Below are 20,614 nucleotides of genomic sequence, written 5' to 3' on the forward strand. Positions count from 1 at the left end.
CCCTATAGTTGAAATTTTTATTGCCACTTAAACGATTAAGTTGTAGTTTTAAAGCACAATCAGATGAACACAATCTGACCAACCGGATGCGTTGTTGTTGTGCCCTGGGGAGGGTGGGACGCGCCGGATTTTATGGGTCTTATGGCTTAAAAAGCTAAGGTGAATAAAACCAAAGATCCTGATAAAAACCAGCGCTTTAGCAAAGCGCACTATGACAGGGTAAACCCATGCAACAAGCTCACTCTTTAAATGCGAGTTCGCCACCTTCATCTGCAGCGCCATTTTCGCCCAGTGCTTTTACTCAGGTGAAGTGGATGACCTGCCTGATGTTTTTTGTTTTTGCCATGACCACAGATGCGGTCGGCGTGATTATTCCGCAAGTTGTAGCGCAGTTTCAGCTTAGCCTGACTGAAGCCGCCGCTTTTCATTATGTGCCTATGTTGTTTATCGGTTTATCCGGTTTGTTTTTGGGCCGTTATGCCGATAAATTTGGCCGCAAAAAAGTGATATTGGCGGGGTTGGCGCTCTATGCCATAGCTTGTGTGGCTTTTATTTTTGGCGAAAGTTTTCTGTTTTACCTGCTGCTGTTGGGTGTCAGCGGTTTAAGTATTGGTTTATTCAAAACCGGCGCTTTGGCTTTGGTCGGCGATGTCAGCCCTGATGCCGACAGTCACACCCGGCTGATGAACCGAGTCGAAGGTTTTTTTGGTTTAGGTGCTATTTTTGGCCCGGCCTTGGTCGGTTTACTCATTGCCGCGTCCATCAACTGGACTCAGTTGTACCTGCTGGCCGGGCTGATTTGTGCAGTGCTGTTGATTATGGCATCCCGATTGGATTATCCGGCTTATCAGCCGCAACAACAAACTTCTATCTGGCAAAGTCTGGCGCTGGTAAAAGATAAATATGCGCTGGGGTTTTCGCTGGCTATTGCCTGTTATGTCGCCACTGAAGTGGCTATTTTTGTTTGGTTGCCCACCTTATTACAAAGTTACGATGGCAATTACACTGTGCTGGCCACTCATGCTATTACGGTGTTTTTTATTCTGCGCACTGCGGGTCGCTTTTTAGCCGAGTGGTTGCTGCTACGCTTTAGCTGGACTGTTTTATTGGCCTGGTTTGGCAGCGCTATTTTTATCTGTTTTGCTTTGAGTATGATCTACGGTGTAGCTCTGGCTTTATGGCTGATGCCGCTGTCCGGGCTTTTTATGTCGATGATGTACCCAACACTGAATTCCAAAGGCATTAGCTGTTTCCCGCGTCAGCAGCATGGCGCTGCTGCAGGGTTAATTTTAGCGTTCACTGCTTTAGCGGCGGCCCTGGGGCCTTTATTGATGGGCTTAGTGGGTGATGCGATGGGAGATGTGCGTTATGGTTTTTATCTGGCCACAGGTTTTGCTTTGCTGCTGATGCTGGGGCTGTGGTGGAATCATTTTGTCCAACCTGCAGCCAGGCGTTTAGCTCTTGGGCATGATTAGGTTTTAGCTGGTTTCAAAACAAAGGCAGCCAAGGTTGCCTTTGTTGTTTTTAGTTTAAAGCGAAGCAGCTTTACAGTGCTGGTCTATATACTGTTGATGAGTAGGCAAAGATAAAGCTGCAGCCTGCAGTGCCTGACTGAGTTTAGCCAAGCGCTCTGCGCCTTCAATGCTGCGATAGGCCAGCACAGCGTCGGTTTTTTGTGGCGTATTCAACTGGCCTATATGCACGGCTAGCCAACTGGTGTTGCCAAATAAATCCATTTCGCCCGGTATTAAGCGGCCCTGACGTTTAAATTGTTCTATCCGGTAAGTCAGTGGATCTGGTACTGGCATGGCGGCGCAGTAACGCCACATTTCACTGTCATTCCGCTCTGTCAGCTTGTAATGCAAAATAATAAAGTCGCGGATATTTTCTATTTCGCGAATAGCGACTCTGTTGTATTCCTCTGTCAGCAGAGGGTCGAAATCTTTATCCGGAAACAGCGCTAACAGCTTGGCTATACCGGCCTGAATTAAATGAATACTGGTCGATTCCAGCGGTTCTAAAAAGCCACTGGCAAGGCCTATAGCCACCACGTTTTTATGCCAGAATAAGTTTCGTCGCCCTGTCACAAACTGCAGCATTCGGGGTTCTGCCAAAGCTTTGGCTCCGAGGTTTTGCAGCAGAACATCCTGCGCTTGTTGCTCGCTGATAAAGTGGTTACTAAAGACATGGCCATTGCCGGTGCGATGTTGCAGGGGGATGCGCCATTGCCAGCCTGCCTGATGAGCTGTGGATTTGGTGTATGGGGTAAATTCACCGCGTTCACTGGGCACAGCCCAGGCTCTGTTGCAGGGCAGCCAGTGTGACCAGTCCTGATAGCCGGTTTTTAGTGTGTCTTCAATCAACAAACCGCGAAAGCCGGAGCAGTCGATAAAAAGCTCGCCTTCCAGCAATTGACCATTATCCAGCTGCACTGCTTCAATAAAACCTGAAATAGAGTTTTGTTTTACCGCGCTGATTTTCCCTTCGATACGCAGCACGCCTTTGGCTTCGGAGTACTGGCGCAGATAGCTGGCATAAAGGCCAGCGTCAAAATGGTAGGCATAATCATGAGTCGATAATACATGGCGCGGATCTGTGACTGGTGGCGCAAAACGGCCTTGCTGTGCCACTACCCAGGCCATGCAGTAACTATCTAAGGAGTCGGCTTTGCCTTGCGCTTTTGCAGCTAGCCAGTGATGGTGCAAGCTCACCAGGTCAAACTGACGGCCATAGCTGCCAAAGGGGTGAAAATAACTGTGGTTTTGCCGCCCCCAGTTGATGAACTGAATACCCAGTTTAAAAGAGCCCTGAGTGGCACGGATAAAGTCGTTTTCGTTGATGCCAAGGCTTTGGTTAAACAAGCGGATCGGCGGTATAGTGGCTTCGCCCACTCCAACTGTGCCAATTTGCTCAGATTCAATCAGTGTAATATGACAGCCTTGTTGTAAGGCGTTGCTTAAGGCTGCAGCTGTCATCCAGCCAGCTGTGCCACCACCCACTATCACTATCTTTTTGATGCTATTGTTTGCTGCATAGCTCATCCAGGCTCTCCGCTAATAAAAGGCTGAGGTTCAATATCAAAGGCCAGAGTTAAACGTTCACCCGACTCAAAAGGCACAGTGTTGTGCCATAAAGTGGATGGAAATAACACCAGGGTACCAGCCTGGGGTTGATGCTGAAGTTGAGGATCTAATGGCAGCTGAAGCTCAGCCGGTGGCGCGCCAAATTGCAGCCAGCCGGCGGGTGCTCGCCCCAATTGTTCTGCCGCTGGGATCTGAAGGTGCAAAGCTGCGCTGAGCCAACCAGATGGGTGGGTATGGCTGACATTAAAACCCTGAGTTTTCAGTAAAGTAGACCAACTACCGCTAAAACGACAGCGGCCTTGCAAAGCCCGGTCCCGTGTTCGCCCTAATAAGGGGTGCGCAGCGACTGCAGCTGGTAGTTGCTCGACATAACTTTTTACTGCAGTTTTTAATTTGTGTTTTAACTGCTGCAGCGGCTTTTCATGACGTAGAAGAATATGTTGATCGGTTTGGGTGCCTCCCCGCACCGATTGCCCGGCAAAAGGTGCTTTGGCTGTATGTAAAGAGCGTATCACAGCGCATAACAGATTTAATTCGTTGCTACTTAACTGCAAATCAAAGGCTTTTACCTGCATAGATTCTGTGTCCAGCCACTTGGCTCTGCGATCCCCCAACAGACGCCAAATTAAACAAAGATAAGGCCAAAACACTGTGGCTGATGTAGTCTGAAGCCAGGGCAGGGCACTTTGTTCCGCCGCTTTTACATCGCCATGGCGCAGCTGAAACCGGGTGAGTGCCATAGCCCGCACCGGATCTTGTACCCTGGTTGTCTCTGTAAATAACAAGGCCGCTTTTGCATGGTCGCCTGATTCTGCAGCCACAAAAAGCCGGGCTAAGGTCAGTTGCAAGTGCCCACCACAGTGCTGTTCGGCTAATGCTAAAATTCGCTCACAGTGTGACCATTGTTTTAACTGAGCGTGGCAGCGAAACCAGTCCAGCCACAGCTTGAGATTTGTCGGTTGTTGTGCGCATGCCTGTTGATAGTTATCGGAAAAGTGGCTGCTATCCCCTGAGGTAAAACGCATGCTGCTTAATAACTTGTGGCCGTCCAGCCAGAGCGGATGAGCTGCCAGATTCTGCACTAACAGCTGCTCAGCCAGGCTGTATTCACCGTCAGCGGCTAAAGCCAAAGCTAAACCACGGTAGGCATTCAAATCGTCAGGAGTCAAAGTGGTGAGTTGATAAAACTGATCGACAGCAGAATAACCTGCCAAAAAGCGGCTTTGCGCCAGTGCCATCAGGGTTGAAGCATCGGAGTCTTGCAGTGCAAAAGCCTGACTAAATGCATGCACAGCTTCCGTTTCATATTGTTCTTCATGCCAGGCAAAACCTGCTAGCTTCCAGGCCATGGCATCCTGCGGTGCCTGTTCAAGCTGTTGACGCAGCAGCGGGATCGCCAAATCGGCGCGGCCTTGTTGCAAATGCTGTTGTGCCAGCTGAACTCTGGTCATGCAGTGTCCTTGAAGCAATTACACCAATACGCATCAAACGGAAAAAGCTGGTAAAGCAGAGTGCACTTTACCAGCCTGTTTTTTCGCTATGCCTGAATGACAGTTTAGAACGTCACTGTCACTGAAGCTGTTGCTGTGCGGCCAATCACAGGATTTCCTGAAATTACGGTCGGTGTGACTGTGGCGTCTGCTAAACCGCCGCTGCCACGGATATCAAATTCATCCGTCAGGTTATACACCTGAAAACCAAATTCCAGATTATCAGTTGGGCTGTATCTCAGACTACCACCTAAGGTGTAGTTATCCGGATATTCATTGCCTGCACCGTCAATCGCTGAAGTTTGGCCGGTAATATTTAAGCCTGTTACCCATTGATCATTAATATGATAGTTGGACGACAGAGTGTAAATTAAATCCGGAATACCATCAGCGCGGGTCCAGTTGGTGGCTCCAGCTGATAGTTTTTCTGCATCTGAATAGGTAGCGTTACCCACCAGCGAGAAGTCGCCTATCCGCACTGTACCAAGAATTTCAGCACCCTGAGATTTGTATTCAGCGTCAATCACACAGCCACCAGCCACGCCACCACAACGGGTTGCAGATAACTCATAGGTGCTTTGTTTGAAGTCACCTTTGAGTAAGGTCAGTTCAAAAGTATAAAAACCATCCAGCACTTCACCACGGCGTTTCACACCCAGCTCGTACTGATTAACAAAGTCGACCGCTGAAGTTAAGCCTTGCTGATTTAACGAACCATCGGCATTGATTTTACCGCTGACGGTTTGACGATCACCATTAAAACGGCCGCCTTTGGATGCCCGGGTAAAGAGGCTGGTGTCTTCGTTGAGTTTATACAAACCACCAACGGTCCAGGAGGTGTAGCTGACAGAGTAGTTCAGGTTTTCGCGCGCACCATTGGGGATCAGCGTTGGAATAGCTACGCCATCCACTACAGTGTTAAAGACTTCACCACCAGCTGCAGTCCAGCCTGACGCGTCGACCGTATCACGACGTACACTGGCGTCCAGCGTAAACAGATCCGTATCAAAATCCAGCGCCAGGTAAGGGGCTGTATCTGTGTAGGCTAAATCATAATCACGGGCGTTACCTGCACCCCAGTTGTCATTAAAACCTGCAATACCGTTTGCAGTTAACTGGTTGCCTGCGTCATCAAATAAATCCAACATAGCCGGGTTATCGCCGCTGAGTTCAGAATAGGTTCTGTTGGTATGCCAGTCCGCTGCCACATTCTGGTTCATGTAAAAATAACCAGCGCGAGCGGTAAAAGTGTTGTCGTCTATAGCAAATTCTTTCGATACAGCTAAGTCGTTTACAAAGCTGCCAACGTCACGAATATTAGTATTCACGTTGGTGTTGTTATTCAGATAGGCAGAATCGTATAACTCACCGGCCTGAGGGCCATTGGCATAACGAATACTGTTTACTACAGCACCATTGACTGTTGAACCCAATACACTGGCTGTGGTGGCTGCATTGAAGAAGGGCGAAGTAAAGCCGCCGCTCATATCAGTCCAGCGCATTTTATTGTCCAGAACTATGTCGTTCTTGAATTCGTAATGCAGCTCGTTACCTAAAGAAAATGCTTCAGTGGTAATGCCTGACATCTCAACCCGCTCTGTTACACCTTCGCGGTTGACGATCAGAAACTCCTGATTATGGATAGAGTAGTTGGACTGATTACGGCCATCAAAACCAGGGTAAGGACGTAAATCGCTGAAACTGTTACCGTCGTAGTTAGCAAGAGCTGGCGCACCTGTATAGTTAGGTTCCTGAGTATCCGCTACTTTGACCAGTACGCGGAAATAACTGACATCGTCTGCAAGGAATTTGGTGACGTTGGCTTTTACCTGCGCGCTTTCGCTGACATTAAACGCAGCATCTAACGGGCCTTTACCTTGTTTGACATAACCACCGACATGGAAATTCACACTGTCGCTGGCCGAACCACCATAACGGAAATCAACTTTTTTCTCGTCATGACCAACACCAGTGTTCAGACGAAGTAAACCACCTTCAACTTCACCGTAGTTGCTGATGTAGTTGATAATAGCGCCAGGGGATTGAGAAGAGAAAGTTCCTGCTGTACCACCGCGAACACCTTCTACTCTGTCCACGCTTGAATCAAAACGGGTCCAGTAGTCGTTGTTACCAAACTGCAGATCACCAAATAATACGGTAGGTAAACCGTCTTCCTGAATTTGTACAAAAGGCGAGCCGCCAGTTGCCACAGGTAAACCCCTTACTGCAATATTGGAGTTACCGCCAGGACCTGCAGTACCTGCCACCTGAATGCCTGGTATCATACGAAACACTTCAGCTTCGGAGCTAGGCTGGAAATCTTTGATCATCTCTGCATCTACGCTGGTAACCGCAATAGCAGATTCAATCTGGGTACGGCCCGGCACACTGCCTGTAACCACTATAGTTTCAAAGGCTTCAGTTTCAGCTTTTTCTGTACTTGCTGCTTCTGTAGCTGCTGTGCTTTGCGCCCAGACAGGACCAGTTGCGATCAGTGTGGATGCGAATAAAACCTGCCGTACTGCGATTGAAACTTTCTGTTGCTTGAACATTGTATTTGCCCCCTGTCGGGTAGTTACTTAATCGATTAAGTTATTTTTTTATAAAAAAGCAACTGCCAGCTTTTTGCCATAGAGTCGCTTTATTGAATCATTGGATGAAGTTTTTTAATTCATCTCTTAATCGTTTTACTTCTGAATTTAACCGCTGTCAAGTCTGTCCAGAAAATAATCAATCCAAATGATGCTATCGTTGTGTGAATTTTGATCACTGAAAAAAATAAGCCGGGCTAAAAAGTCCGGCTTATTTTTAAATGAATGATAGAGAAATCATTAGCTTAATAAACGACTTAATGCACTAAAACCCTGACGTATGGTTTCAACTCTGTTGTCGGTCTGATCGCGTTCAACAAAAGCATGATGTAAACCTGCGGCCTCTGCTTTGGCGAATATAGGTTTGAAATCTATCACCCCTTTGCCAACATCAGCAAAACCACCGGCTTTGTCCATGTCTTTCACGTGCCACAGCGGGAAACGCCCTGGTTGGCGGGCGAATAATTCCAGCGGGCTCAAGCCTGCTTTGACCACCCAGTACAAGTCCAGCTCCATTTGTACCAGTTTGGCGTCAGTTTCATTCAACAGCACATCGTAAGGCACCTGGCCTGATAGCTTCACAAACTCAAAGTCGTGGTTGTGATAGGCCAATTGCATGCCTGCAGAGCGAATTTTTTCGCCAGCTTTATTTAAAAACTCTGCCAGAGCTTTGTATTGATCAATAGTTTTACGGTCTGTGTCCATCAGATAGGGCAACACCAGGTATTTGTGTCCCACCACTAAGGCCTGCTCTATGACTTTATCTAACTCTTTTTGCATCACCTCTAAAGGCACATGCGCAGATGGAGCAGTTAAACCTTCGCTATCCATAATGCGTTTTAACGCGGCCGGGCTTTGATCGTAGTAACCGGCAAATTCAAGCTGGGTATAACCTACACCAGCCACCAGTTTTAGGGTGTCGGTCACACTTTGCGCCATCAGGTCACGTAGGGTATAGAGCTGTAAACCTGGAACCACTTTGGCTGTAGTGACTGCGGTTTTGATATCAGCAGATACTGGCAGAGATGCCATACCTAAACCTGCGACACCTAAACCCAGAGCACTGAGTTTTAGAAATTGTCGACGTTGTTGATCCAGCAACTCCGGCTTTTGTTTCTTGATCGAATGATCGTATGGCATGGTTTGCTCCTGCTATGGCTCGGTGATGAAGTCAGCCTAACCCTGCCGGAGCAGGACCTGTGCTGGCACGTTGAATAAGGTCAAAAGGTAAAATGACTTTAGGTGCTTTACCCAGACGACCTTCGATTAAATCTATGAGTAAGCTGACAGCTGTGCTGCCAAATTCTTCTGCAGGCTGAGCTATAGTGGTCAGCGGCGGATCAGCAAAAGCGGCAAAAGAAATATCATCAAAACCAGCCACAGAAATATCTGCTGGTACAGACCGACCTGCTTGTTTAATCCCCTGAATAGCACCTATGGCCATTTCGTCATTTTCGCAAAAGATGGCGGTAGGTGGATTGGGCAACGCCAATAATTCGGTGGCGGCCTTGTGGCCAGACTGCAAGGTAAAATCACCCGGCAACAATAAAGTTTCATCAAAAGCCACACCTGCTGCATTTAACGCATCTCTGTAGCCCGCCACCCTGTCCCGGGTTAACGGGCTGCGTGCAGGGCCCTTGATCATCGCTATACGTCTATGACCCAGTTCCAGTAAATGTTCTGTCATAGCGCAGGCCGCTGCTCTGTTATCTAAAAGCACAGTAGGGCAGGCGATGCGGTCTAACACCTCACAGGCATTGACCATAGGCAACATCGAATCTGATTTCATCTCCAGATGGGCAAAAGGATTGTGCGCACGCAACTGAATCAGGCCATCAGCCTGCGAGGTGTGCACCATCCGGGCATAACTTTGCTCCATTTCTTCGTCAGCCAATGTGTTGCATAACAGCAATGAATAGCCTTTGTCATGAGCAGCTTGTTGCATACCGCTGATCACCCGGGCGAAAAACACGTTGGCCACTGTAGGCACCAGCACCACCAAATTACGGGTTTTACCTGAGCGAAATTTAACCGCCATTAAGTTAGGTTTGTAGTCAAGCTGCTTCACTGCGGTCAGCACTTTAGTGCGGGTTTTCAGTGAGACTAAATCAGGCTGCTGCAAAGCGCGTGACACAGTGGCGACAGAGACTCCGGCCAATTGTGCTACATCACGAATAGTGGACATGGGCTTGTTTCACTTTAAGAATTTGCTCCGGATTTTATCTGGATATTCAATGCGATGCATCTGTTTACTCTGCTCTTGGCCTACTGATAATCACAATGTAACCGTTATCATTTATAAAGTAGTTTTTTGAAAATGTGAAGCTAGATTTAACGAAAGTTACGGCGTTAATTAGTGCAAATGCTCTGGTTTGGTGCGGCTTTTTTTCATCTTTGTGCATTTAAAGTGCAGGATTTGCGACAAACGACGGATTTTCTATTGACGATTCAAAATGTAATCCGTTACATTTTTTATAGTTTCAGTTTTTGTTCTACAGTCATGTTGTGTTTGTGTCTGTAAACCACAAGGAAAAAACCATGCAAGCCCCAGCTAAACAACGAATTCGTATGGGTATGGTCGGCGGTGGCGAGGGAGCCTTTATTGGCGCAGTCCATCGTCATGCTGCCGCTTTAGATGGTCAGATTGAGTTAGTCTGTGGCGCTTTTAGCCGGGATGGCGAAAACAATCAGCGCACAGGGCGGGATCTCTGTATTGAACCAAACCGGCTGTACAGCAGTTGGCAGGAACTGCTGCAAAAAGAAGCTGCGTTACCTGACAACGAACGTATGCAGCTATTGGTCATAGTCACACCTAATCAGCTCCATGTGCCTATCAGTCGTGCTGCGATAGCCTCAGGCTTTCATGTATTTTGCGAGAAACCTGCGGGTGTCACGCTTGCTGAAACTCAGCAATTGGCTGTGGATCTGAACGCCAGCAATAGCCTCTATGGCCTGGCTCATACGTACCTTGGTTATCCTATGGTATGGCAGGCTAAAGAGCTGGTGCAAAGCGGTACTTTAGGCACTATCCGTAAAATTTTTGTCGAATACCCACAAGGCTGGCTGACGGAAGATTTAGAAAGCAGTCAGAACAAACAAGCCAGTTGGCGCACCGATCCGGCTCAGGCCGGTGCCAGTGGTTGTATGGCTGACATTGGTACTCATGCTTTTGGTATGGCGGAATTTATCAGCGGCCAGCAGATCACCCAATTATGTGCTGAGCTGAAAAGTCATGTGCCGGGTCGTCGCTTGGATGATGATGGTGCAGCTTTATTCCGCACCAATGGCGGTGCCAGCGGTGTGCTGATGGCAAGCCAGATTTGTGCCGGTGAAGAAAACGCGCTGAAAATCCGTATTTATGGCGATAAGGCGGGTCTGGAATGGCATCAGATGGAACCCAATACGCTACTGGTGAAACCTCATGGTGCGCCGGTTCAGGTGTTAAGGGCCGGTGCTGGTCAGCCCGGTTTAGGCGCCGAAGCCTCCCGTCGTTGTCGTTTGCCTGCAGGCCACCCGGAAGGTTATCTGGAAGCTATGGGGAATTTATACCGCGATTTTGCTGCGGCGATCCGCAAAGGCGAAAAAGGTACTCCTACTGGTGTACCAGGCATTAAAGCCGGGATGCGGGGTATGGCATTTATTGAAACTGTCAGCAGCAGTCAGCATAGCAATGAAAAATGGCTGGCTGTGCCTGCTGTTGAATAAAGCTGCGGCATTGAATTTTTTGATTAGCCAGCACGCTGGCTCAAGGATCACAGATGAGTAAAATCAAAGGACCAGCCATATTTCTGGCTCAGTTTATGGGTGATGAAGCACCTTTTAACCACGTGGTCAGTATGGCCAAATGGGCTGCTGATTTAGGTTACAAAGGCATTCAGGTGCCCACCAACAATCCGGCTTTTTTTGATCTGGAATTGGCAGCAACCAGTCAGGATTATTGTGATGACATACAGGCGAAGTGCCGTGCTGCAGGTGTTGAAATCACCGAGCTGTCGACTCACTTGCAAGGCCAGTTGGTGGCTGTGCATCCGGCTTATGATGAGCTGTTTGATAACTTCGCTCCGGAGGCTTTACGGGGTAAACCAGCAGAGCGCACCGAATGGGCGATTAAGCAGTTAAAACTGGCCGCTAAAGCCAGTCAGAATTTAGGCTTAACAGCTCATGTGACTTTTTCCGGCGCTTTATTGTGGCATTTGGTCTATCCCTGGCCACAACGCCCGGCAGGTTTAGTGGAGCAGGGCTTTGCTGAATTGGCTAAACGCTGGTTGCCCATTCTTGATGCCTTTGACGAAGCGGGTGTGGATTTGTGTTACGAAATCCATCCGGGCGAAGATTTACATGACGGCGCTACCTTTGAGCTGTTTTTAGAGGCTACCAATCACCATCCGCGCGCCAATATCCTGTTTGACCCAAGTCACTTTGTGCTGCAACAGCTGGATTATTTAGATTTTATTGACCGCTACCACAGCAGGATCAAAATGTTTCATGTCAAAGATGCTGAGTTCCGGCCAAACGGTCGCAGTGGTGTCTATGGCGGTTATCAGAATTGGGTCCAACGACCAGGGCGTTTCCGTTCTTTAGGCGATGGTCAGGTTGATTTTAAAGGTATTTTCAGCAAATTAACTCAGTACGATTTCGATGGCTGGGCCGTGCTGGAGTGGGAATGTTGTTTAAAAGATTCAAGCCAGGGCGCACGCGAGGGAGCTCCATTTATCGCGTCTCACCTGATTGAAAAAGCGGGCAGAGCCTTTGATGACTTTGCCGGAGCAAAAACAGACGAAGCGCGTAACCGCCGGATTTTGGGGTTAAAACCTTAGTCGCATAAAAATAATAGTTCAATTACCCACAATCATTGATGAAGCAGCCAACACCTCTGCAGCTTTAAGGATAAAGGGTACAACGGGGAAGACGATGAACAGTATAAAAATACGCTTATGCAGCATGATGTTTTTGCAGTTTTTTATCTGGGGTGGCTGGTTTGTCACTTTAGGTACTTTTTTAAGCCAGAACCTGCAGGCCACTGGCCCACAAACAGGCATGGCGTTTTCAACTCAATCCTGGGGCGCCATTATTGCGCCATTTATCGTCGGCTTAATAGCCGACCGTTTTTTTAACGCTGAACGTTTATTGGGTCTTTTGCATTTAGTGGGCGCTGTGCTGATGTACTTTATGTATCAGGCCACTGATTTTACTACCTTTTACCCGCTGGTTTTAGGCTACATGCTGGCTTACATGCCAACTCTGGCGCTGGTGAACTCTGTGTCTTTTGGTCAGTTAAAACAACCAGAACTGGAGTTTGGTCAAATCCGCGTTTGGGGCACAATCGGCTGGATAGCTGCAGGTTTAGTCATCAGTTATGCCTTTGGCTGGGATGCTCAGCAGGCTATCGCAGATGGCGCACTGAAAAATACTTTCCTGATGTGTGCTGTGGCCTCTCTGGCTTTAGGTGTATACAGCTTTACCTTACCTGCAACACCACCTGCCGGTCGTGGTCAACAATTAAAATTAGGTGAGCTGCTGGGGCTGGACGCTTTAGCACTTTTGAAAGATCGTAACTTCGCCTTGTTCTTTTTAGCTTCAGTACTGATCTGTATTCCACTGGCTTTTTATTACCAGAATGCCAACCCTTTCCTGACCGGTATAGGTGTTGAAAATGCCACAGGCAAAATGACTTTAGGCCAGGTGTCTGAAGTATTATTTATGTTGGCTTTACCGCTGTTTCTGAATCGTTTTGGGATTCGCTGGACCTTATTGTTAGGTATGGCAGCCTGGGTATTACGTTATGTGCTGTTTGCTTACGGTGATGCAGGTCAGGGTCTGTGGTTACTGGTGATTGGTATAGCGCTGCACGGTATTTGTTATGACTTCTTCTTCGTGTCAGGTCAGATTTATACCAACAGCAAAGCTGGTGTGAAAATCCGCAGCGCTGCTCAGGGGCTGATCACGCTGGCCACTTACGGTATAGGTATGCTGATTGGCTTTAGCGTAGCAGGCCAAATCACTCAGGCTTACACCAGTGCTGAATCTACAGACTGGACATCGATCTGGTTATTCCCTGCAGTATTTGCTGGTGTTGTGCTGGTGCTGTTTGCCGTTATCTTTAAAAACGAGCCACTGCAACAAGCAGAGGATAAACAGCCATGAATCAGCACTTACCCCGTCGTGAATTATTAAAGCAACTGGCTGCTGGCGCTATTGGTGCCTCGGTCTTGGGTTCAGGTTTATTGCTGTCAGGTGCGGCCTCTGCAGCACCATCAACTACTGGTGCACTCAAAGGTAATATCCGCCATTCGGTCAGTCGCTGGACTTATGGTGATTTATCGATGGAAGAGCTGTGCCTGTTGGTCAAATCATTAGGTTTCAGTGCCATCGACTTAGTGGGCCCTGAAGACTGGCCTGTACTGAAAAAACATGGCGTGGACAGCTCTATGTGCAATGGTGCTGAACTGAATCTGACGGATGGCTGGTCTGATCCTAAGTTCCATCCAGAGCTGATAAAACGCTACTTAAAGCACATCGATTTAGTGGCAGAAGCGGGTTATAAAAACCTGATCTGTTTTAGCGGCAATGCCCGTGGTATGGACAGAGAAATAGCACTGCAAAATGCGGTCACTGGTTTGAAACAGATTTTGCCTCATGCCGAAAAACGAGGGGTGGTGCTGCAGATGGAGTTGTTTAACAGCAAAGTCGATCACCCGGATTATCTGGCCGATGGCTCTGCCTGGGCTATTGAGCTATGCAAGCGACTGAACTCAGAGAACTTTAAGCTGTTATACGACATCTACCATATGCAGATTATGGAAGGTGACATTATCCGTACTATCAAAGACAACCATCAGTATTTTGGCCACTATCACACTGCAGGCGTGCCGGGCCGCCATGAAATTGATGACTCGCAGGAGCTGAACTACGCCGCTATAGCTAAAGCTATTCGAGATATAGGTTTTACCGGCTATCTGGCGCAGGAATTTGTACCAACACCCAAAACCAAAGAAGGCAGAGCGCAGTCATTGGCTCAGGCTATTCGTATTTGTGATGTTTAAACCGGGACAAAGCGGCCAGACTGCTTTGCCATACATAATGAAAACAGGGCATGTAGCCAAAGTCATTCCGATATGACTGGTACAAAACCCGCCCAACAGGGGACAACAAGATGACAGTTGCGCAGAATCATTACGACGCCATAGTGGTGGGGTCTGGCATCAGCGGTGGCTGGGCCGCCAAAGAGCTGACCGAAAAAGGCCTGAAAGTGCTGATGTTGGAACGAGGTCGGCCTATCGAACACATTAAAGATTATCCGAATGCTTTTAAAGAAGCCTGGGATTATCCACACCGCGACAAGCCAACCAATCAGATGAAAAAAGATTATCCGGTGTTGTCGCGCGATTATCCGTTAAATGAAAGTACTTTTGGTATGTGGGCTAATGAACAAGAGTCGCCTTACACCGAAGTCAAACGTTATGACTGGTTCCGTGGTTACCACTTAGGCGGGCGTTCGTTATTATGGGGACGTCAGAGCTACCGTTTTAACGAGCTGGATTTTGAAGCTAACCTCAAAGATGGTATTGCGGTCGATTGGCCTATCCGTTACAAGGATTTAGCCCCCTGGTACGATTATGCCGAGCGTTTTGCTGGTATTGCTGGTGTTCGCGATGGTCTGGATGTGTTACCTGATGGTCAGTATTTACCTCCGGTGCCGCTGAATATTGTCGAGCAAAGTGTGGCGGCCCGGCTGAAAAAGGCCTTTGGTGGCAGTCGACACATGATCCATGGCCGTTGCGCCAATATCACACAACCTAAACCGGAGCAAAACCGGGTGGGTTGTCAGTACCGCAATAAGTGCTGGTTGGGCTGCCCTTTTGGTGGTTATTTCAGCACCCAGTCAGCCACTTTACCTGTGGCGATGAAAACCGGCAACTTAACGGTGCGGCCTTTTTCTATTGTTACCCAAGTGTTGTACGACAAAAACACTAAAAAAGCTCGTGGTGTCGAAGTACTGGATAGCGAAACCAACATGACCTATGAGTTCACAAGTAACATTGTGTTCCTCAACGCGTCGTCCTTTAACTCCACCTGGATTTTGATGAACTCCGCCACCGATATCTGGCAAGGCGGCTTAGGCAGCAGCAGCGGTGAACTTGGTCACAACGTGATGGACCACCACTTAGGCGTTGGCGCTTTTGGTGAAGTGGAAGGCTTTGATGACAAATACTATTTTGGCCGTCGTCCTTCTGGTTTCTATATTCCGCGTTTCCGCAACTGGGGTAGTGATAAGCGCGATTATCTGCGTGGTTTTGGTTACCAGGGGTCGGCAAGTCGTCAGGGCTGGAGCCGCAATGTGGCAGAACTGAGCATTGGAGCCGACTTTAAAGATGCCTTAACTCAGCCTGGTCCATGGAGTATAGGTATGGGCGGCTTTGGTGAAATTCTGCCTGATCACAGCAACCGTATTTTCCTCGACAAAAACCGCAAAGATAAATGGGGTTTGCCTGTGCTGGCTATGGATGTCGAGCTCAAAGCCAATGAACTGAAAATGCGTGAAGACATGAAGCAGGACGCTATTGATATTCTGCAAGCTGCAGGCGTGAAAAATGTACAGGGTTATGCCGGAGACTATGGTCCAGGTATGGGCATTCATGAAATGGGCACAGCCCGGATGGGGCGTGATCCGAAAACCTCAGTTCTGAACGGGAATAATCAGGTGTGGGATGCACCTAATGTGTTTGTGACCGATGGTGCTTGTATGACCTCAGCATCCTGCGTCAATCCGTCACTGACCTATATGGCACTAACAGCACGGGCCGCCAATTTCGCGGTTGAGCAGCTGAAAAAAGGGGAGCTGTAAGATGAACAGACGTGACCTGTTAAAGATGATTGCTGCGGCCACAGGGATGGCCATGGTGGGCGGAGAACTTTGGGCGGCAGGCATGAAGTCACCGGATGCCGGTAAAACCCTCTATACCGCTGACGACGTGGCGATGCTGGATGAAATTGCCGACACCATTCTGCCGCAAACCAGCAGCCCTGGTGCGAAAGCGGCAGGTTGTGGTGCTGTGATGGCCGTGCTGGTCAATGACTGCTATAGCCTGGAACATCAGACCTTATTTTTTGCCGGTTTAAAGCATATCAAAAGCTTAAGTAAACAACAGTTTAAGCAAGATTTTATGGCGCTTAAACCTGAACAGAAGCTAGCGCTGTTGAGTCAGCTGGATCTGGAGGCCAAAAAAGGCGGCACCAGTGGTCTGGAAGGTAGCAGTTCTCTGGCCAGTTCCAAGTCGTCTGATCGTAAGGGCGAATTGCATTACTTCACTTTATTAAAACAGCTGAGTTTATTCACTTTTTTCACCTCACAGGTGGGTGGCACTGAAGCACTGCGTTACGTAGCAGTGCCGGGTAAATACGATGGCGATCTTCCTTATAAAAAAGGTGATAAGGCCTGGGCCACCTAAGCTGGCTATTTTCATTAACAGGCGGCTCAGTCCGCCTTTTTTAAGGTATTTATAATGAACTATGTATGGATTGGCGTTGCGCTGTCATTCAGCGCTGCAGCTTTGGCCGCTACTGATATCAGCACATTAACCGACGCAGAGCGTCATGCCTTAGCAGCTAAGACTGAGGTCTGGACTCCGGTGCCGCCAGTAGTAACTGCAGTCAAAGGGCAAGCGCCTTCAGATGCGATACAGCTATTGGATCAAAATCTGTCGCAGTGGACCTCGGTGAATACGGGCGCCGAAGCGCAGTGGACTATGAAAGATGGTGTACTGACGGTCAAACCTGGTACGGGCGATATCCGCAGTAAAGAGTCGTTTTGCGACATTCAGCTGCATTTGGAATGGCGTGTTGGTAAAGATCGGATGGATAAAGAAGGCCAGTTGCGTAACAACAGCGGCATCTTTTTACAGGAAATGTACGAAATCCAGATTTTAGATTCGTACCAAAATAAGACCTATCCAAATGGTCAGGCTGGTGCTGTGTATAAACAGACTATTCCACTGGTCAATGCAACCCGTCCGACAGGGGAGTGGCAAGAATACGATATCATCTACAAAGCGCCACGTTTTGACGGTGAAAAGCGCTTATCGCCAGGTTATGTCACAGTGCTGCACAATGGTGTGTTGTTGCAAAATCATACTGAAATTGCTGGCACTACGGAATGGATAGGTGCGCCTCAAGTGAAAGCGCACGGCTGCTTGCCACTGAAATTACAGGATCACGGCGACAGCGTCAGTTTCCGCAATATTTGGGTGCGTAAGCTGGATTCATAGTGTCTTTAGGGCAAGAAGGCTGGTGTGGATACCAGCCTTTTTGTTCTCTGTTGTTTTACTTCGTTTCGGCGATAATGGCCTGCAAGCCTTTCAGTGAAGCCTCAACACTTTGCATTGGGGTCATACCGGCCGGATAAGATTCCTGTTCTACCACCAGCCACTGCGTGCCACCTATAGTTTTATTGGCGTTGATCAAGGCTTTCCAGTCGGTGCTGTCTTTGCCAAGAATAGGATCTTCAGTATTGCCAGGCTCTGGTGCCGAAGCTTTGTAGTGCGTAGTAATAGTGCGGCCCGGATAGGCTTTGACAAAATCGACTGGATCTTTGCCTGCGACTTCAGTCCAGCCGACATCTTGCTGCAATATCACTTTGCTGTTGGTATTTTTACCTATCACATCCCAGGGCGTTTTGCCCATTTCACCCAGCATTTCTGGTTTGTGGTTGTGATAACCAACCTGCATACCCAATGGCGTCAGCTTTTCCTGTACTGCGGCTAAATCAGCGGCCACTGCTTTGGCGCCTTCGACGGTAAAAGCTCGTTGATCCATAGGAATAATTAAATAATGGCAGTCTATCGCCTTGTAAAAAGCCACTGTGGTGTTAAGTTGCTCCGGGCTTAATTTTTCAAAAGGTACATGAGCACCTGAAGCTTTTAGCCCCAGTTTGTCCAAAAATGCTTTTAAAGCTGCAGGGTCATTGGCGTAGTTGCCAAAAAATCCGGCAAATTCAACTCCATCAAACCCCATAGCGGCAAGTTTGGTGAGTGTGCCTTCAAAGTCGGCCTGCATCGCATCTTTGACAGACCATAACTGCACACTCAATTGAGGTGTTGTCTCTGCAACTGCTGCTGTATCGGCATAGCTGAAGCCTGGCGCAGTGCTTGCTAAAATCAGGCTGAGCATCCCCGCAGTTTTTGTCAGTTTTCTTTTGAAAAAAAGCATAACCCTGTCCTTTTTATTGTCGTTGGAAGCGGTTTCAGAGTGCTTTATTCTGGCTTACAGATCAATGCTAAATGCGTTAGTTGGCGGGTTCTTCCTGCAGTAAAGCGGGAGCTGGGTCGCTTCAGCTTTGCAAAGCGATGTTCTGGCATAAAAATAGCCCCTTGGCAGGGGCTTCAAAAGTCAAACACCGGGGAGGTATTATTCAGGGGGAGTGTTTATTCGGGGCGGGGGCTTAACCACAGCACCTGATAAGGTAAAAGTTGCAATGGTCCGGCAGGCAGCTTCTGCACTGTCAGTTCGTCGAACCATAACGGGCCTGATAAAGACTCGCAGTGCTGTGGATGTTCAGAGAAGTTCACCACTGCCACCAGGCGTTTGTCGTCCAGTTGCCGTTGGTAGATAAACAGATGGGGATTGTGATCCTGTAAAATCTCTGTCGTGCCTGAACCTAACACAGGCAACGAGGCTCTGGTTTGGATCAACTGCTGCAATTGCTGGTAAATCTGGCCAGATAAGCTGTCAGTGGTAGTCGCCTGCGCTAGTTGTTTATCTGTCACTGCCACCCGGTTGACCCAACGGCTGTCATCTTTTTTCGCTGGGTCCAGCAGATAACTGTAATCATTTTTTAAACCCAGCTCGTCCCCCATGTAGAGCAGCGGCAAACCGCCAATGCTCAAAATGACAGCATTGAGCAGATAAATCCGCTGCAATGCGTGCTGCAGATGTGTTGGATTTTTGTCGATTTCAGCTTTTTCCACTCCAGCCAAAGACGCCAACATGCCTGCAACCCGGCAATCGCCTGTCACAGGATTTTGCTGAAAGGGCACACCTGAGGCAAAACTGCCTGCAAATTGCCCGGTATAAAACTGATTTAAGAACTGACGGTGATGATCCGGATTGATACCCAGTTGCCAGGCGATGTTGTCATCAAAAGTCCAGCCAATATCGTCATGGCAGCGGATGTAATTGACCCAGCTACAGTGTGGATCAATGGCAAAGCGCTTGCGTAAGGATTCGGTTAACAAACTGGTTTTGCGGGTGGCTAAACTTTCCCACAATAGCGCCATGAGCAGCGGGTTATAGGATAACTGGCATTCCTCTGGCGCTATGTATTTCACCACTTCATCCGGGTGCACTATAGCTTCAGATTTAAACTGCAAAGCCGGAGCCGCAATACGTGCCACCGCATTGAAGGCTTTGATTAATGTGTGGGCTTGCGGCAGGTTTTCGCAGTTAGTGCCCGCCTGTTTCCAGACAAAAGCCAACGCATCTAAACGCAGCACCGAAGCCCCCTGGTTAGCCAGAAACAACATTTCTTCCGCCATGGCATTAAATACTGCCGGATTGGCGTAGTTTAAGTCCCACTGAAAGCTGTTAAAGGTGGTCCAGATCCATAAGCCAGAGCTTTTATCCTGAGTAAAACAACCGCGGCGGATCTCCGGGAAAATCTCGCGCAGGCTGGGCGCAAACTGGTCGCGCTCCTGTTCGGTTAGGAAAAAATAGAAATCACGGTACTCGGCATCACCGGCTTTGGCTTTTTCTGCCCAGCGATGTTCGTCGGAGGTGTGATTAAATACAAAGTCCAGTACAGGTTTAATGCCTTGCTGATGCAACTGCTGCATTAATTCGGCAAGCTGTTGCATCGACCCCAGCTTTGGCATGGTGCTGCGATAGTCGGATACCGCATAACCACCATCGCTGTTTGGCTCCGGTGCTTTGAACAGAGGCATCAGATGCAGATAATTAATCCCGCTCTGTTTAAGATAAGGGATACGTTGTGTCAGCCCCTGAAAATCTTTGGCAAATAAGTCGACATAACAAGCGGCTCCCAGAGCATGCGAAGTCTTATGCCAGTTTTGTGGCTCGTTATCTTGCTGGCGTAAATACTCCGGCCGCTGAGCGGAGCTTTTGGCCAGTATTTTTAGCAACTGTTCCAGTTGGTAATAGCAGTCATAATGATCGCCATACAAACTCAAATACAGCTCAAGCAGAACGGGTAACTGTTGCTCCAGCCTTAGCTGCAGCTCGTTCCAACTGTCTTTTGCTGTAGTTTTTAAAGATGAACTTAATCGTTTAAGTGTTTTTTGGCTTTCTACGCCTAACAGTTCTGGATTTTCCAGTAACTGTGTTGTGGTTTTCTGCATCTGCCCCGATCCGTGCCTGCACTATACTGTGCTTAATAGAACTTCATTTTCTCTGTTTTGGCAAGGCTTTTAATGATGAAATGTTTAAATAATACGCTGAA

General features: G+C 48.3%; 15 protein-coding genes. 8 read left to right on the plus strand and 7 right to left on the minus strand.

Features of this window, described 5'->3' with window-relative positions; genetic code table 11:
• Positions 1-227 precede the first annotated feature (227 nt).
• On the plus strand, positions 228-1,475 hold the full coding sequence (locus SD53_RS11125) for an MFS transporter (protein ID WP_046520311.1): 1,248 nt from the start codon (positions 228-230) through the stop codon (positions 1,473-1,475).
• A gap of 54 nt (positions 1,476-1,529) precedes the next feature.
• Here SD53_RS11125 and SD53_RS11130 read toward each other — a convergent pair whose 3' ends face one another.
• From SD53_RS11130 to SD53_RS11150, 5 genes are all read right to left on the minus strand, one after another.
• A complete protein-coding gene (locus SD53_RS11130) occupies positions 1,530-3,041 on the minus strand; it encodes a tryptophan halogenase family protein (RefSeq protein WP_046520312.1) in 1,512 nt (503 codons plus the stop codon).
• Positions 3,038-4,534, minus strand: coding sequence for a 2OG-Fe(II) oxygenase family protein (locus SD53_RS11135; RefSeq protein ID WP_052749352.1), 1,497 nt, complete (start codon positions 4,532-4,534; stop codon positions 3,038-3,040). The genes SD53_RS11130 and SD53_RS11135 overlap by 4 nt, the downstream gene beginning before the upstream one ends.
• Positions 4,535-4,638: 104 nt before the next feature.
• Positions 4,639-7,125, minus strand: coding sequence for a TonB-dependent receptor domain-containing protein (locus SD53_RS11140; RefSeq protein ID WP_052749353.1), 2,487 nt, complete (start codon positions 7,123-7,125; stop codon positions 4,639-4,641).
• A 279-nt stretch (positions 7,126-7,404) separates the two neighbouring features.
• Positions 7,405-8,304, minus strand: coding sequence for a sugar phosphate isomerase/epimerase family protein (locus SD53_RS11145; protein ID WP_046520313.1), 900 nt, complete (start codon positions 8,302-8,304; stop codon positions 7,405-7,407).
• Positions 8,305-8,335: 31 nt separating this feature from the next.
• Positions 8,336-9,349, minus strand: a complete 1,014-nt coding sequence (locus SD53_RS11150; protein ID WP_046520314.1) for a LacI family DNA-binding transcriptional regulator — start codon at positions 9,347-9,349, stop codon at positions 8,336-8,338.
• A gap of 353 nt (positions 9,350-9,702) precedes the next feature.
• On the opposite strand from SD53_RS11150, the gene SD53_RS11155 reads away from it, so the two are divergent.
• The 7 genes from SD53_RS11155 (at position 9,703) to SD53_RS11185 (ending at position 17,429) form a co-directional block, all read left to right on the plus strand.
• A complete protein-coding gene (locus SD53_RS11155) occupies positions 9,703-10,869 on the plus strand; it encodes a Gfo/Idh/MocA family protein (protein WP_046520315.1) in 1,167 nt (388 codons plus the stop codon).
• A gap of 53 nt (positions 10,870-10,922) precedes the next feature.
• A complete protein-coding gene (locus SD53_RS11160; RefSeq protein WP_046520316.1) occupies positions 10,923-11,981 on the plus strand; it encodes a sugar phosphate isomerase/epimerase family protein in 1,059 nt (352 codons plus the stop codon).
• Positions 11,982-12,075: 94 nt separating this feature from the next.
• On the plus strand, positions 12,076-13,308 hold the full coding sequence (locus SD53_RS11165) for a nucleoside permease (protein WP_046520317.1): 1,233 nt from the start codon (positions 12,076-12,078) through the stop codon (positions 13,306-13,308).
• A complete protein-coding gene (locus SD53_RS11170; protein WP_046520318.1) occupies positions 13,305-14,207 on the plus strand; it encodes a hydroxypyruvate isomerase family protein in 903 nt (300 codons plus the stop codon). Before SD53_RS11165 ends, SD53_RS11170 begins: the two co-directional genes overlap by 4 nt.
• A gap of 110 nt (positions 14,208-14,317) precedes the next feature.
• Positions 14,318-16,009 (plus strand): GMC oxidoreductase, encoded by a 1,692-nt coding sequence (locus SD53_RS11175; RefSeq protein ID WP_046520319.1) that lies wholly within the window; start codon positions 14,318-14,320, stop codon positions 16,007-16,009.
• A gap of 1 nt (position 16,010) precedes the next feature.
• Positions 16,011-16,613 (plus strand): gluconate 2-dehydrogenase subunit 3 family protein, encoded by a 603-nt coding sequence (locus tag SD53_RS11180; RefSeq protein WP_046520320.1) that lies wholly within the window; start codon positions 16,011-16,013, stop codon positions 16,611-16,613.
• Positions 16,614-16,667: 54 nt separating this feature from the next.
• Positions 16,668-17,429, plus strand: a complete 762-nt coding sequence (locus SD53_RS11185) for a 3-keto-disaccharide hydrolase (protein WP_046520321.1) — start codon at positions 16,668-16,670, stop codon at positions 17,427-17,429.
• 55 nt (positions 17,430-17,484) lie between these two features.
• On the opposite strand, the gene SD53_RS11190 is transcribed toward SD53_RS11185, so the two are convergent.
• On the minus strand, positions 17,485-18,369 hold the full coding sequence (locus SD53_RS11190; RefSeq protein ID WP_046520322.1) for a sugar phosphate isomerase/epimerase family protein: 885 nt from the start codon (positions 18,367-18,369) through the stop codon (positions 17,485-17,487).
• A 215-nt stretch (positions 18,370-18,584) separates the two neighbouring features.
• Positions 18,585-20,513, minus strand: a complete 1,929-nt coding sequence (locus SD53_RS11195; protein WP_082101855.1) for an alpha-amylase family protein — start codon at positions 20,511-20,513, stop codon at positions 18,585-18,587.
• Positions 20,514-20,614 lie beyond the last annotated feature (101 nt).

Source organism: Rheinheimera mesophila (assembly GCF_000986865.1).
Lineage (GTDB): Bacteria > Pseudomonadota > Gammaproteobacteria > Enterobacterales > Alteromonadaceae > Pararheinheimera > Pararheinheimera mesophila.

What these genes read in the sequence shown, in the direction of transcription:
- SD53_RS11150 (WP_046520314.1), bottom strand. Translation starts at nt 9,349, where the DNA reads ATGTCCACTATTCGTGATGTAGCACAATTGGCCGGAGTCTCTGTCGCC.
- SD53_RS11155 (WP_046520315.1), top strand. Translation starts at nt 9,703, where the DNA reads ATGCAAGCCCCAGCTAAACAACGAATTCGTATGGGTATGGTCGGCGGT.
- SD53_RS11185 (WP_046520321.1), top strand. Translation starts at nt 16,668, where the DNA reads ATGAACTATGTATGGATTGGCGTTGCGCTGTCATTCAGCGCTGCAGCT.
- SD53_RS11190 (WP_046520322.1), bottom strand. Translation starts at nt 18,369, where the DNA reads ATGCTTTTTTTCAAAAGAAAACTGACAAAAACTGCGGGGATGCTCAGC.
- SD53_RS11175 (WP_046520319.1), top strand. Translation starts at nt 14,318, where the DNA reads ATGACAGTTGCGCAGAATCATTACGACGCCATAGTGGTGGGGTCTGGC.
- SD53_RS11145 (WP_046520313.1), bottom strand. Translation starts at nt 8,304, where the DNA reads ATGCCATACGATCATTCGATCAAGAAACAAAAGCCGGAGTTGCTGGAT.
- SD53_RS11195 (WP_082101855.1), bottom strand. Translation starts at nt 20,513, where the DNA reads ATGCAGAAAACCACAACACAGTTACTGGAAAATCCAGAACTGTTAGGC.
- SD53_RS11170 (WP_046520318.1), top strand. Translation starts at nt 13,305, where the DNA reads ATGAATCAGCACTTACCCCGTCGTGAATTATTAAAGCAACTGGCTGCT.
- SD53_RS11130 (WP_046520312.1), bottom strand. Translation starts at nt 3,041, where the DNA reads ATGAGCTATGCAGCAAACAATAGCATCAAAAAGATAGTGATAGTGGGT.
- SD53_RS11165 (WP_046520317.1), top strand. Translation starts at nt 12,076, where the DNA reads ATGAACAGTATAAAAATACGCTTATGCAGCATGATGTTTTTGCAGTTT.
- SD53_RS11125 (WP_046520311.1), top strand. Translation starts at nt 228, where the DNA reads ATGCAACAAGCTCACTCTTTAAATGCGAGTTCGCCACCTTCATCTGCA.
- SD53_RS11160 (WP_046520316.1), top strand. Translation starts at nt 10,923, where the DNA reads ATGAGTAAAATCAAAGGACCAGCCATATTTCTGGCTCAGTTTATGGGT.
- SD53_RS11140 (WP_052749353.1), bottom strand. Translation starts at nt 7,125, where the DNA reads ATGTTCAAGCAACAGAAAGTTTCAATCGCAGTACGGCAGGTTTTATTC.
- SD53_RS11180 (WP_046520320.1), top strand. Translation starts at nt 16,011, where the DNA reads ATGAACAGACGTGACCTGTTAAAGATGATTGCTGCGGCCACAGGGATG.
- SD53_RS11135 (WP_052749352.1), bottom strand. Translation starts at nt 4,534, where the DNA reads ATGACCAGAGTTCAGCTGGCACAACAGCATTTGCAACAAGGCCGCGCC.